Consider the following 14,046-nt stretch of genomic DNA (forward strand, 5'->3'; position numbering starts at 1 on the left):
TTGCGCAAAACAAGAAGGACGACTCTTCCCGAGTTCGGCGCTATGAAGCCCGGCGGGAAGGCCGGGTTACAGGTTTGCAGCCCGGTCAGGGCTCCTCCTCTGGGAGTATCAGGACGCCAATCATGTCCGCCAGCGCCAGCAGCTGGCCGAACGTGTCCGGGTCGTGTTGCAGGTCCCGCCCCACATCGTGCTCTACGAGCCCCCCCTCACCAAGACGATCGCCAAACAGGACATAAGCCTCGGCTTGGTCATCCTGGCGAGAAATCCAGCGCAATCCTTGCGCCTCGAGCATGAACTGATGAAGCGCCTTCGCCCAGGACCTCGTGTAGCCATACTCCGATGCAGGCGTATCTATCAGGTGCTGGCGCTCAATGCCCAGCCGGCGGAGCGCCTTGGTCGAAAGGTCGACGAGTGTCAGGTCCCGGGCGGTACAAATGACAGAGTGCTTCAGACCATTGAGTCGCTTCTGCTGGAAAGTCTTCAGGCCAGCCGAGTAGCTCACGTCATGGAATGCCGTCTCCATCACCGCGCAGTGGAAGGTGCTGCCGGCGTACAGGGTCGGGACTATCGCGCCTGCGGCAGTGGTGATCGGGCTGAATCGAGCATTGCCGCCCCCAGTGGCGTTGTGCTCAGTCGCACCGAACCGTCCTTGGTGTACCCGGTGCAGCAAGGTGCCAGCGGGAAGGATGAAACGGGATACGTGGAGTGTGGTCGGTGGCTTATCAGGTTTGCACTGATCAGCCATGCGAAATCTCCGACACTTCCTCCCGGGCGGCTTCGAGCACACGGTCCGGGTCAGTGCGCAGCAGATCCTGCGGGCGCTTGGAGGCCAGCCAGCTGTTTTCGGACATGAACCAGTAGGCCATCTGCCAAGCGTCCTTGGCTGACTCAAGCACCATGATCACATCCTTCAGCTGAGACAGGGGCCTGTAGCTACGCGCCTCATCCAGCCCGTACAGGGGGAAATAATCCGCGCCATTGTGGGTGATGGCAAAAATGCGCTTCTCCCGCTTCCATTTACTTGGCTGCGAGGATGGATTGCTGGCGCTGAGCTTGGCCAGGCCCGCAATCTCGGACGCCGTGACCCAATCACCGCTTTCCAGAACAGCGGTCTTGGCCTTCATCAGCATCTGGGCTTGGTGGAGCTTTGTCGAGGAGATCGGCTCCAGGGGAACCATGACCTCCACGAGGCGTTGTATGGACTCACAGCTCACCGAACGCGCACGCCGCTGGAACTGCTGGTTCACCATGTCCAGGGTGTGTAGATACGCCTGCGCCGATGTCTTCGAGTTGCTGTTTACGGCTATGACGATATGGAAGGATTGCGTCTCCCCTTCCAGCTCTTCTATGTGATGGACTTCAGCGCCCCCTTCCAACGCCTCGAGGCCGTGATACTGATCCAGTTCATCGAGCAGCACGACGGAGCGGCTGATCTTGATGACCTCTGCAGGCTCTGCCATGGCGAACTCCCTGATGATAAATATTACCGCTTTCGGCAATAACCAATCTAATCCCAGGAAGGATGGAGAGCAAGCCAAGGCCGATGGCTGGTGCTAGCTCGGAACGCGGTAATGAATTGGCCGTTGTCGCACCAATAAAGGATGTAGGTACACCGCCGCTCAGATATGGGCAGGCACGATCAGCGCCTCGGGGTGTGCGCGCAGATTTCGCGATCCAATGGCGAACAATGCCGACTTGAGCTGCCCGTTAGTGGCGGGGCTGCAAAAAATCCTGAAAATGCAAAAAGGGCGACCCTCTCGGATCGCCCTTTTCGATGCCCGGTTACCCGGGACTTTGTTTGGTAGGCACAATTGGACTCGAACCAACGACCCCCACCATGTCAAGGTGGTGGCTGCACACCGCATAAGCCATTGATTTAATTGAAACTATTTAGACTTACGCTGACCTGAAAAGCGCGAGAACCCGCCTATAACAATCAATAACTTAGCGAGGGGTTTTGCAAATAGAACTGCGTAAAGAATATTTCACACCTCGTCCGCGCCATGCAACCGAGGCTCGCAATTCTGTGGCCCATTGCCTTCACAAAGCCATCGTAAACCTACCGGGCGCCGATCTTAGGCCTATCGACACGCCGCAACAGCTGCCTCTCGTACCCGACTCCCTGTCGACGCTCAGCTAGCAGAGACCGCACCTTCACCTCCAGGATGTCTGGCCTCGCGCGAGCCGGCAGTTGCCCAGGGCAATTACCGCCGCCGACACTCAGTCAGTGGGAGGAGTAGCCAGGGCCGCCAAGCACCTGCAACTGGTAGTCGTTGATGGCTTGGAACAGCGATTCGGCCAGGATTTTCAGGCGCTCAACCTCTTCAGGTGGCGCGCCAGCATCCTTTGCTTCCTGGTAGCGCTTCATGGCCTCTATCGCATCGGCGAAGGCCTGATGATCCGGAGGAAGAACATTCGTCACATCTCGATTCACGAATCGCTCCCCCAGGCATCAATGCAGGATGTGCGGAGCTTTGCCGCGGGTAATGAGTTGGTGGTCTGTCACTAATCGATAGCGCAAATCCGCGACCGCCCTGAAGAGTTCGATCTCTTCAGGCGACACACCGTCTGCCTCGGCTTGCCGCAGACGGCGCTGCGCATCAATCGCTTTCTGAATCATCTCTTCACCTGCCGCAGCCATTCCCTCGATGGTTCTCTTCACGCCGCGGCCCTTTTGTTTTGACTAGAACTGTATAGAGTCGAGAGGCAGCTGGCGAGCTTATCCGAGAGACTGAAACGACCGCAATCGACCCATAGCTGCCCTTCGCGGAAAGCAGCAAGGGACTCTGTGGCGAAATCATCCGCCTAGATGCGGGCTACTTTTACAAGCTGATTAGTCTTTCTCTTGTTTAAATCTGCAATTGCAAGAGACTTCCCCTGCAAACCGAAGCCTGCACAGGCTCATGCCGTATAAAACTTCCCAAGGATGAAGCTCAAGGTGACGGAAAAGTGGGAGTCGAGGTCGAGTCTGTGCCTGCACTCTGCTGCGATAGTCTCACAGTGAAGGTGGTGCCGTTCTGCTTTGTAGAATCGACTGACACACAGCCCGCATGAGCCTTAGCTATCTGGCTCACGATAAAGAGTCCGAGGCCTATGCTGGTAGCGCCCCCAAGTCGCTGATTCCCACGCACTAAAGGTTCGAAAACATGCTTTAGCAGTTCAAGGGAAATCGGCGCGCCGCTGTTGTGCACCGTCAGGGTTGCTGTCGTTTCTTTGATGCAGGATGTCACGTAAACGGACTTGCTTGGATCGCCATAGGCCACTGCGTTAGCCACCAGATTGCCGATCAGCTGGTACAGGCGGTCGGAGTCGATCAGGGCGCTACGTTCGCCGGTATGCTGATAAGTCAGTTGACGACCTGGAAACGTTAGCCGCAATTCATCGAGGCACCCCTCCACGGTGTGCGGCAGGTCAGCAACCCTGGGCTGAATGGAGATACCGCGCCCGGCCTGGATGAGCGTGAAATCCAGCAAGTCCGCCACGAGCCGCTGCGCGCGTGATACGGAGTGGCTGATCGCTGTGAGCAACTTGGGGCTTTCGGCCGCATGTGAGCGTCGTGTCAACAAGTCGGTCGCCATTCTGATTGCCAGAAGTGGCGTACGCAGTTCATGACTGACGATACCAAGTATTTGCTCGGCCGGCAGGGACTGTGCACTCTCAGTAGGCTGTATCACGCAGACATGGCTAGGAGACAGTAATGCGCGCTGTGTCTTGAGGTTTTTAGCCAGACAGCGTTCGGCCAATAGGCGCGCGCGCAGCAGATCACGCTCGTAACGCTGTTCGTCAGAGTTAAACATGGTCAGCTCGTGAACGATGCCATTCGAATGCGCGCAGGTAATAGCATTAGATATCAGCGGCAGGGTGAAGCCCTTACAGTGCACGAAATCAAACTTGACGTTTGCCACCGCCCCCAATGTCCCCATCAGTGGCTGCCAGTACAACTGGTGAAGGGCCTTGGCTTCTATTGTAAGAAGTTGCTGAAGCCGCATGCGAACCAAGGCTTCATGTTTGTACCCCAGCAGGCGGCACAATGCCGCATTCGCGCTGGCGATCTGCCCGTTCTGCGATGTCAACAGCAACCCGAAATCTGAAGTGTCTTCCCGTATTTGCGATGCTACGTCCGTGCAGATGCACGCCAAATTAACGGTTTCCTTTAAAAGCGCGTTCAAGGGGGGCCTCCAGCGAGCGGATATTGCCGCCCCTGCCGGGTAGACAGGGTTAGAAGCACCGCCGCTATGTCAAACGGTGCATGTAGTCAGCTTGGGCGCCGGCCCGGTGCGAGTCTGTTCGCTACCGTACAGACTCTGCTCAACGACCGCCGCAGACTGACAGCTGAAAGGCTAGATAGGCAAACCAGCACACCATGGACAGTCCTTGGCTCAATGCACTCGCCTACCTTCGTCGCCTGTACGCACATGTCGGGCGTTGGCGCTCGTACCCAAATACATTCACCTATGAAAGCCTGCTGCGCTCAGAGCTGTACAACGCCGACCAGATGGCCGAGCACGGCCTCTGGCTGGCCCATCATCATCGCTTGAGCCGATTGCCGGCGGACGACGCGCTGCTCGACCGCCTGGCCGATAACGAGCGCATGCTCTCCACCAGTTGCACTGCCCTCGCCGGCACCCTGCCCAGTTCGCGTCCGGCATTGCCCGCTGCGCAGTGGTTGCTCGACAACTTCTACTTGGTCGAAACCCAGATACGTATTGCCAAACGCCACCTGCCAGCCGACTACAGCCTGCAGCTGCCAAGGCTGGACAATGGCCCCTCCACCGGCCTGCCGCGTGTCTACGACATTGCGCTGGAGGCCATTTCCCATGGTGACGGGCGGATCGACGCCGAAAGCCTCAGCCGTTTCGCCGAGGCCTATCAGCAGGCCGCCACCCTGACCCTGGGAGAGCTCTGGGCGATCCCGATAATGCTCCGCCTGGCCCTGATCGAGAACCTGCGACGGGTGGCGGCGCGGGTAATGGCCAACTGGGCTGACCGCGACCTGGCCAATGTCTGGGCCGACCGGCTTGGCGATACCGCCGAGCGCGATGCCAAGAGCGTGGTGCTTGTGGTCGCCGACATGGCCCGTTCGGAACCGCCGATGACCGCCGCCTTCGTTGCCGAGCTGGCCAGGAGGCTACAGGGCCACAGCGCTTCGCTGACCCAGCCGCTGCTGTGGGTGGAGCAGATGCTCAGCGAGTCGGCACTGAGCATCGAGCGCTATGTGCAGCTCGATGCTCAGCAGCAAGCCATCGATCAGGTCTCCATCAGTAACAGCATCGGCAGCCTGCGACTGCTGTCGACCATCGATTGGCGACTGTTCGTCGAGCACCTGAGCCATGTAGAGCAGACACTGTGCCGCGACCCGGCCGCCGTCTACCCAGCCATGGACTTCACCAGCCGCGACCATTACCGGCACGTTGTCGAACGCCTGGCACGCCACTGCGCCTTCAGCGAAGCCGCCGTGGCACGCACGGCTATCGAACTGGCCCAGGCGGCGGGGGCCGCACACGGTGAAGAGGCCGAACATGTGGGCTTTTACCTGGCAGGTGCCGGACTGCCTTTGCTGGAGCAGCGCCTGGCTGCGCGGGTGCCGCTGGCCGAGCGGTGGCAGCGCCTGTTGCACCGGGCACCGCTGGCGTTCTATCTGGTGCCTGTGGCCCTTCTGTCCTGCCTGTTTGCGTGGGGTTTCATACGCGCCATCGACTTGGAGGGATGGCCCATCGCGGTGCTCGCCGGCATGGCCGTGCCGATACTGCTGAGCACCAGCCGCCTGGCCATCGGCCTGGTGAACTGGCTGGTGACCCTGACCGTCAAACCGTCCTTCCTGCCGCGGTTGGACTACTCCGCCGGCATTCCCGCAGAGGCCCGCACATTGGTGGTGGTGCCAACCCTGCTGGCCACTGCCGACGATGTCGAGGAACTGCTCGAAGGGCTGGAGGTACGCTTCCTGGCTAACCGTGACGAGCATCTGCACTTCGCCCTGCTCAGCGACTTCATGGATGCCCGCGAGCAGACACGGCCCGAAGACGAAGCACTGCTCGAGCTCGCCAGCAAAGGCATCCGGGGGCTCAACCACAAGTATCCAGGCCCTGGCAGCGAGCGCTTTTTTCTGTTTCACCGGCCACGCATATGGAACAACGCCGAAGGCTGCTGGATGGGGCGCGAGCGCAAACGCGGCAAGCTCGCCGAGCTGAACGCGGTGTTGCGCGGCCACGGCCACGAGTGCTTCATGCGCATCGTCGGCAACCTGCAAACCCTCGGCCACGTGCGCTATGTCATCACCCTGGACACCGACACCCAGCTGCCTCGCGGTGCCGCCCATCAATTTGTCGGCGCCATGCAGCACCCGCTGAACCGCCCGCGCTTCGACGCACATACCGGTCGTATCCAGGCAGGTTATGCAATCCTGCAACCGAGGGTGGGCATCAGCCTGCCGAGTGTGTCGCGCTCGCGCTATGCGCGGCTGTTTGGCAGCGACGCCGGGGTCGACCCCTACACACAGGCTGTCTCGGATGTCTACCAGGACCTGTTTCTCAGCGGCTCGTTCATCGGCAAAGGCATCTATGCAGTGGATGCCTTCGAGCAGGCCCTGGAGGGCCGCTTCACTGACAACCGCATACTCAGCCATGACCTGATCGAGGGTTGCTACGCTCACTCTGGTCTGCTCAGCGATGTGCAATTGTTCGAAGCCTACCCGGCCCGTTACAGCGCCGACAGCAAACGCCACCACCGCTGGATACGCGGCGACTGGCAACTACTGCCGTGGCTGCTGCCGTGGCTGCGCGCTGGCACTCAGGGCCTGGCGCAAAGCTCGCTCAGCGCCCTGTCGCGCTGGAAGATTTTCGACAACCTGCGCCGCAGCCTGGAGCCGGCGGCGCTGCTGACCCTGCTGCTGTGGGGCTGGTTGGCGAGTGTCACGCCACTTGCCTGGATGTTATCGCTGCTGGCGTTGCTGCTGACGCGCCCACTGCTCGACTCTCTGCTCGAAGTGCTGGGCAAGACCACCGATGTGCCCGTTTCAGAACACCTGCTGGCGGCTTTGCACACATCTGGCACCTATTTCTTGCGTACCGGTCTGTCTCTGGCCTGGTTACCCTTCGAGGCCTACTTCAGCCTCGATGCCATCCTGCGCACCCTGTGGAGGCTCGTGGTCAGCAAAAGGCGCCTGCTGCAGTGGAACCCCTCGCGCGAAGACGAACGCAGCAGCGCCGACACCCTGCAGGCGATGTACCGTGAGCAATGGGGGCAACCGGTCCTGGTTCTGCTGCTGGGCGGTGCGTTGGCGATGCAGCCAGTGATGCTGCTGATGGCATCGCCGATCCTTGCCCTTTGGCTGCTCGGCCCGGCGCTGGCCTGGTGGCTCAGCCGCCCGAACAGCCGGGCCGAGTTCATGCCAGGCGCTGAAGACCTGGCATTCCTGCATCGACTGGCCCGCGCCAATTGGGCCTTCTTCGACAGCCACATCGGCCCTGCCGACAACTGGCTGCCGCCCGACAACATTCAGGAGCCACCCTTCGCCAGCATCGCTCATCGCACCTCGCCGACCAACATGGGCATGGCCCTGCTCTCGCACCTGGCGGCCCATGACTTTGGTTACCTCAGTGCCGGTCGTCTTTTCGAACGCCTAGCCCAGATGCTCGACAGCATGGACCGCCTGGAGCGCTTCAGAGGGCACTTCTACAACTGGTACGATACCCAGACCCTCAAGCCGCTGTCGCCGCTCTATATCTCCAGCGTGGACAGCGGAAACCTGGCCGCCCTGTTGCTGACACTCAGGCCCGGGCTCCTGGAAATGGCCGAAACGCCGCTGCTTGACCTGCGCCTGACCCAGGGGTTGCTCGACACCTTCGACACGCTACTGGACGTCTGCCCCAGCACAAGCTGTGACGCACAGCCGATAAAGGCTCTGCGCGAGCAGGTGTGGCAGGCCCATGTGCAGGCGGGCAACGAGTCGGCCGCACTGCTGCCGATGCTGGTAGAACAGCTGCAGGCGCTGATCACGCAACCGGCTGCCGTTGCGCCAGGGGCGCAAGCGACTGACGACTTTGCATTCTGGCTAAATGCCCTGTATCGGCAATGCGTGGACCTGAGCGGAGAATTGCAGCAACTGCAATTGCCGTCAGGCAACGATCAGCAGCCCCCGGCCCAATTGAGCTGGCGTCATCTGGCACAGCTGGACGTAGAGCAGTGGCCGGAGCCCGAGCGACTTGCCGTGGCCAACGTCAGGGCGCTTGCCCGCCAACGCATCGCCCAGGCGCACGCCCTGGCCAGCCGCATTGAAACCTTGGCCGACATGGACTTCACCTTCCTTTACGACAGCCATCGCAACCTGTTCTCCATCGGCTACAACGCCGACGAGCATCGCCTGGATGCCGCGTTCTACGACCTGCTGGCATCGGAGATGCGCTTGACCAACTTCGTGGTCATCGCACAGGGGCAGGTGCCCCAGGACAGCTGGTTCGCACTGGGCCGGCTGCTCACCAGCAATGCTGGGGTTCCTGTGCTGCTTTCCTGGTCCGGCTCGATGTTCGAGTACCTGATGCCGCTGCTGGTGATGCCGAACTATGAGGGCACACTGCTCGACCAGACTTGCCAGGCCGCTGTCAATCGCCAGATCGAACATGGTAGGCAGTCTGGCCTGCCCTGGGGCGTCTCGGAGTCGGCCTACAATGCGCTGGACGCGCACTTCAACTACCAGTACCGGGCGTTCGGTGTTCCGGGACTCGGCCTCAAGCGCGGCCTGGGTGAAGACCGGGTGGTGGCCCCTTACGCCAGCGCGCTGGCCTTGATGGTGGCGCCCAGTGCCGCCCGTCGTAACCTGCAACGGCTGGCCACGCTCGGGCTGGCTGGCCGCTTCGGGCTGTACGAAGCCGTGGACTACAGCGAGGCACGCCTGCCGCCCGGGCAGGACGCCGTGATAATCCGCTCCTTCATGGCCCACCACCAGGGCATGAGTTTCCTGGCTCTGACCGCTGTGCTGCTGAACAAGCCCATGCAACGGCGCTTTGCATCCGACCCACAGTTCCAGGCCAGTATGCTGCTTTTACAGGAGCGCGTACCGAAAACCGCTGCGCCGTACCTGCATACTCTCCAGGCCCCGATCGTGGAGACTGCCGAGCGCGCCCCCGAGATACGCCTCCGGGTGTTCGTCGAGCCAAACCGGCGCCACCCGGCCGTGCAACTGCTGTCTAACGGGCGCTATCACGTCATGGTCAATCACGTGGGCAGTGGCTACAGTCAGCACAATTCACTGGCGGTAACTCGCTGGCACGAAGACACCAGCTGCAGCGACCTGGGCAGCTTCTGCTACTTGCGAGATGTTGCCAGTGGCGCTTACTGGTCCACCACCTACCAGCCGACACGGCACCGCACGAAAGTCCAGGAGGCGATCTTCAGCGACGGCCGCGCGGAGTTTCGCGTGCGCGAGCGAGACTTCGACTGCCACACAGAAATTGCCGTGTCGCCCGAGGACGACATCGAACTGCGCCGCCTGCACCTGACCAACCATGGCGACCAGCCCCGCACCCTTGAGCTGACCAGCTACGCTGAAGTGGTGCTGGCACCGGCCTTGAGCGATGCCCTGCACCCGGCCTTCAGCAAGTTGTTCATCCAGACCGAACTGATCCGCCCGCTGCAAGCGATTCTCTGCACGCGGCGGCCGCGTTCGCAACAAGATCCCGTGCCGTGGATGTGCCACGTGCTGGCAGTGCACGGGGCCAACATCGATGCGCTGTCCTACGAAACCGATCGGGCTCGCTTCATAGGCCGTGGGCGGACTCTGGCAAGGCCGGCAGCCTTGGACCGCGGCACCGAAGCATTGTCCGGCAGCGCAGGGGCCGTGTTGGACCCGATCGTGGCCATCCGCTGCCGCATCACCTTGATGCCCGGCCATGCGACCACGCTTGATCTGGTCACCGGCGTGGCCGACAGCCGCGACGCCTGCCTGCAACAGGTCGCCAAGTACCGCGACCAACACTTGGCTGACCGGGTGTTCGACCTGGCCTGGCCGCACAGCCAGGTGCTACTGCACCAGCTTAACGGCTCGCTGACCGACGCCCGGCTCTTCGAGCAGATGGCCGCCTCGGTGCTCTACCCCAATGCCAGCCTGCGCGCCAGCGGAGCACTGCTGGCCAGCAACCGACGAAGCCAGTCCGGTCTGTGGGGCCAGGGCTTGTCCGGTGACCTGCCGATCGTGCTGGTGCAGATCGGCGACCCGGCCAACATCCATCTGGTCAAGCAGATGGTGCTGGCCCATGCCTACTGGCGCCAGAAAGGGCTGGCGCTCGACCTGGTGATCTGGAACGAGGACCAGGCGGGCTACCGCCAGCAACTGCAGGAACTGATCATGGGAATCGTTGCTTCCGGCAGCGAAGCGGCCCTGCTCGACCGCCCCGGCGGCATCTTCGTACGTCCTGCGCAGCAACTGTCCTCCGAGGACCGGCTGCTGACCCTGTCGGTAGCGCGGCTGGTGCTCGATGACAGGCTCGGTACGCTGGCCGAGCAACTGCACCTGCGGCGACAGCCACCGGTTCCCCCAGCCCTCCAGGCCAGTGCGCCTAACCCCAGGCCATCAACCGCCAGCCATCTGCCGCTGGAGCAGGCGGCGTTGATGCTGCGCAACCCTTATGGCGGGTTCAGCGCCGACGGCCGCGAATACGTCATCCCGTTGCTTCCTGGCACACCGCCGCCGGCGCCGTGGGTCAACATCTTGGCCAACCCGCAGTTCGGCTGCGTGGCCTCCGAGGTCGGTAGCGCCTATACCTGGTACGAGAACGCTCACGAGTACCGGTTGACGCCCTGGCACAACGACCCGGTCGCCGACCCCAGCGGCGAAGCCTTCTACCTGCGCGACGAAGACAGCGGCGAATACTGGTCGCCGACCCCGCAGCCCTGCCCGGGCCCTGGCCGTTACCGCACCCGCCATGGCTTTGGCTACAGCGTGTTCGAGTACGCCGAAGACGGCCTAAATACGGAGCTCTGGGTGCATGTTGCACTGGATGCCCCGGTCAAGTTCAGCCGGCTCAAGGTGCACAACACCTCAGCTCGGGTACGACGGTTGTCAGTCACTTGCTTCGCCGAGTGGGTACTGGGCGACCTGCGCCGCAGAACCGCCATGCATGTGGTAAGTGAGACTGACCCGGTCAGCGGTGCAATGTTTGCCCGTAACAGTTTCGCAGTGGAGTTTTCCACCCATGTGGCGTTTCTCGATTGCGACTTGCCCGTGCAGTGCCAGACCTGTGATCGCAGCGAGTTCCTGGGACCCAACGGCGATTGTCATGCACCCTTGGGTATGCGCCAGACGCGGCTGTCGGGACGCACTGGCGGGGGCCTGGACCCGTGCGCGGTGCTGCAGGTGGCGCTGCAGGTGGAGCCTGGCGAAAGTCATGAAGTGGTGTTTCGCCTGGGCGCCGCCCAGGACGCCAGTGCCGCCACCCGCTGCGTCCAGCAATATCGTGGCCTGCAAGCCGCCAGGGACACGCTCGACAAGGTCCGCGCCTACTGGCGACGGACACTGGAAACCGTACAGATCGAGACGCCGGAACCCGAGCTTGATGTGCTGGCCAATGGCTGGTTGATGTACCAAGTGATCGCCTGCCGGTTCTGGGCGCGCAGCGGCTACTACCAGTCCGGGGGCGCCATCGGTTTCCGTGACCAGTTGCAGGACAGCATGGCGATGGTCCATGCAGCCCCGATGGCGGTGCGCCAACACCTCCTGACCTGCGCCGCTCACCAGTATGCCGAAGGTGATGTACAGCACTGGTGGCACCCACCGCTGCAGCGAGGTGTGCGTACCCACTGCTCGGACGACCTGCTGTGGCTGCCACTGGCAGCCAGCCGCTACGTGGAAGTCACAGGGGACTACAGCGTGCTCGACGAACCGGTCGGATATCTGCAGGGGCGTGCACTCAATGCCGGTGAGGAGTCCTACTACGATCTGCCCGCGCACTCGGAGCTGGTCGAGAGCCTTTACCAGCATTGCCAGCGCGCCATCGCCCATGCTCTGCAGTGCGGGGCTCACGGCTTGCCGTTGATGGGCAGCGGCGACTGGAATGACGGCATGAACCGGGTCGGCGAACAAGGAAAAGGCGAAAGCGTATGGCTGGGCTTCTTTGGCCACGAGGTGCTGCGGGCTTTCGGCAGCGTCGCCTTGCGACACGGCGACAGTGGCTTTGCGCTGCAGTGCGCCAACCAGGCCGGCGTACTCGCGGAAAAGCTGGAGGCGCATGCCTGGGATGGCGGTTGGTATCGCCGCGCCTGGTTCGACGATGGCCAGTTACTGGGCTCAGCGAGCAATCAGGAGTGCCGAATCGACTCGCTGGCGCAAAGCTGGGCCGTGCTGTCCGGGGTCGCCTCGCCCGAACGTGCCCGCCAGGCCATGGCCGCACTGGACAACCACCTGGTACGCCGCGACATCGGCATCGTCAAACTGCTCGACCCGCCCTTCGACCAAGGTGACTTGGACCCTGGCTACATCAAAGGCTACCTGCCAGGCGTGCGTGAAAACGGCGGGCAATATACACATGCGGCCATCTGGGCGAGCATGGCCTATGCACGCCTGGGCGACTCCCATGAAGCCTGGGAACTGCTGCGCCTGATCAACCCGGTACGTCAGGGCTGCAGCACGTTGATCGACACCTACAAGGTCGAACCCTATGTCATGGCCGCCGATGTCTACGCCGTTGCGCCCCACGCCGGGAGGGGGGGCTGGAGCTGGTACAGCGGATCTGCCGGCTGGATGTACCGGTTGATCATCGAAAGTCTGCTCGGCCTGAAACGCAATGGCGACACCCTGCGCCTGGAGCCACTGTTGCCGGCAGGCTGGCCGGGGTATGTCCTGCACTACCGTTTTGGCAGCACCTGGTACCGCATCGAGGTATGCAACGGCAACTGCGACGAACTGGCCCTGAGCTTGGACGGCAAGGCGCTTGCCGAAGCCTGGCTGCAGCTGGAGGATGATGGGCTCCTGCACCACGTCATGGCCCAGTGCCAGAGCTGCTCTTTGCCCATAAACTGAACCGTTGGGCGAGCAAAGGCCTGACGAACACAAGCCTCGGCCTCGCTAGGCTAATCTTGTTCCGACACTCGTTGCCGTCAATGGTCCCGCGTATGCATCCCGCTCCCCCACCCTTGCAGAACCACTTGCTGGCTGCACTTTCGGCAGAAACGTTCAGCCGGCTGGCGCCGGACCTGGAGCACGTGAACCTGCCCCTGGGCAAGGCTCTGTACGAGTCCGGCGACACCCTGCGCTATGTCCACTTCCCGGCCGATGCGATCGTTTCATTGCTTTATGTGATGGAAAACGGCGCATCAGCCGAAATCTCGGTAGTGGGTAACGAGGGGCTGGTGGGCATCGCCGTGTTCATGGGCGGAGAAAGCACACCCAGCCGGGCCATCGTGCAAAGTGCAGGACATGCCTACCGCCTACCCGTGCAAAGGCTCAAGGACGAGTTCAACCGCCATGGCGAGATGATGATGCTAATGCTGCGCTACACCCAGGCACTGATCACCCAGATGGCGCAAACGGCAGTGTGCAACCGCCATCACTCCATCGACCAGCAATTGTGCCGCTGGTTGCTGCTGTCGCTCGACCGCCTGCCAGGCGATCGCCTGTGCATGACCCAGGAGCTGATCGCCAACATGCTGGGGGTGCGCCGCGAGGGCGTGACGGATGCTGCAGGCAAGCTGCAGCGCCTTGGGGTGATTGAGTACAACCGCGGGCAGATCAAAGTCCTCGACAGGGCACGCTTGGAACTGCTGAGCTGCGAATGTTACGCCGTGGTAAAGAAAGAGACCGAACGCCTGCTGCCCTACATGCCAGTGCCTTGAGTTGGCGCGAGGTTCTCTGTTCGAGCTGCCGAAGAAGCTCATCAGCCATGCAGTCAGATGCCGGCCTGTGAATTACTCCAATGGGCGCTTGTAATGGCTATAGCGCTCGGCATTGGAGGCCCGCGATGGGTCCGGCGGCCCCTGCCTCTTCTCGCGATGAAAGGGGCGCTTGTCGATGTAGTCATCGCGATCCTCGGGGAGCGCTCTTTTTCCCTCGCCACCTTG

7 protein-coding genes are annotated in these 14,046 nt (G+C 61.9%); 2 read left to right on the forward strand and 5 right to left on the reverse strand.

All coding sequences use genetic code 11. From position 1 onward, the window contains the following. Nucleotides 1–85 precede the first annotated feature (85 nt). The 5 genes from ACO6VM_RS23480 to ACO6VM_RS23500 form a co-directional block, all read right to left on the reverse strand. Entirely contained in the window at nucleotides 86–745 is a 660-nt protein-coding gene (locus tag ACO6VM_RS23480; protein WP_401060096.1) for an RES family NAD+ phosphorylase, read from the reverse strand. Further along, nucleotides 738–1,460 carry a hypothetical protein gene (locus ACO6VM_RS23485; protein ID WP_401060094.1) on the reverse strand — a complete coding sequence of 241 codons (723 nt, stop codon included), beginning with the start codon at nucleotides 1,458–1,460 and terminating at the stop codon, nucleotides 738–740. Before ACO6VM_RS23485 ends, ACO6VM_RS23480 begins: the two co-directional genes overlap by 8 nt. Nucleotides 1,461–2,224: 764 nt before the next feature. After that, a complete protein-coding gene (locus ACO6VM_RS23490; RefSeq protein WP_422403870.1) occupies nucleotides 2,225–2,434 on the reverse strand; it encodes a hypothetical protein in 210 nt (69 codons plus the stop codon). 18 nt (nucleotides 2,435–2,452) lie between these two features. After that, the gene (locus tag ACO6VM_RS23495) at nucleotides 2,453–2,662 is read right to left on the reverse strand and encodes a hypothetical protein (protein ID WP_422403871.1); all 210 of its coding nucleotides are present in this window, start codon (nucleotides 2,660–2,662) and stop codon (nucleotides 2,453–2,455) included. A 271-nt stretch (nucleotides 2,663–2,933) separates the two neighbouring features. Beyond that, the gene (locus ACO6VM_RS23500; RefSeq protein WP_272968810.1) at nucleotides 2,934–4,169 is read right to left on the reverse strand and encodes a PAS domain-containing sensor histidine kinase; all 1,236 of its coding nucleotides are present in this window, start codon (nucleotides 4,167–4,169) and stop codon (nucleotides 2,934–2,936) included. A gap of 194 nt (nucleotides 4,170–4,363) precedes the next feature. On the opposite strand from ACO6VM_RS23500, the gene ACO6VM_RS23505 reads away from it, so the two are divergent. Both ACO6VM_RS23505 and ACO6VM_RS23510 read left to right on the forward strand, forming a co-directional pair. Beyond that, nucleotides 4,364–13,009, forward strand: a complete 8,646-nt coding sequence (locus tag ACO6VM_RS23505) for a GH36-type glycosyl hydrolase domain-containing protein (RefSeq protein WP_422403872.1) — start codon at nucleotides 4,364–4,366, stop codon at nucleotides 13,007–13,009. A 92-nt stretch (nucleotides 13,010–13,101) separates the two neighbouring features. Continuing rightward, complete coding sequence (locus ACO6VM_RS23510; RefSeq protein ID WP_186517558.1) at nucleotides 13,102–13,821, forward strand: Crp/Fnr family transcriptional regulator; 720 nt, start codon at nucleotides 13,102–13,104, stop codon at nucleotides 13,819–13,821. Nucleotides 13,822–14,046: the final 225 nt, after the last annotated feature.

The sequence above is a fragment of the Pseudomonas sp. GZD-209 genome, assembly GCF_049310485.1.
Lineage (GTDB): Bacteria > Pseudomonadota > Gammaproteobacteria > Pseudomonadales > Pseudomonadaceae > Aquipseudomonas > Aquipseudomonas sichuanensis.

What these genes read in the sequence shown, in the direction of transcription:
- ACO6VM_RS23485 (WP_401060094.1), bottom strand. Translation starts at nt 1,460, where the DNA reads ATGGCAGAGCCTGCAGAGGTCATCAAGATCAGCCGCTCCGTCGTGCTG.
- ACO6VM_RS23510 (WP_186517558.1), top strand. Translation starts at nt 13,102, where the DNA reads ATGCATCCCGCTCCCCCACCCTTGCAGAACCACTTGCTGGCTGCACTT.
- ACO6VM_RS23505 (WP_422403872.1), top strand. Translation starts at nt 4,364, where the DNA reads ATGGACAGTCCTTGGCTCAATGCACTCGCCTACCTTCGTCGCCTGTAC.
- ACO6VM_RS23480 (WP_401060096.1), bottom strand. Translation starts at nt 745, where the DNA reads ATGGCTGATCAGTGCAAACCTGATAAGCCACCGACCACACTCCACGTA.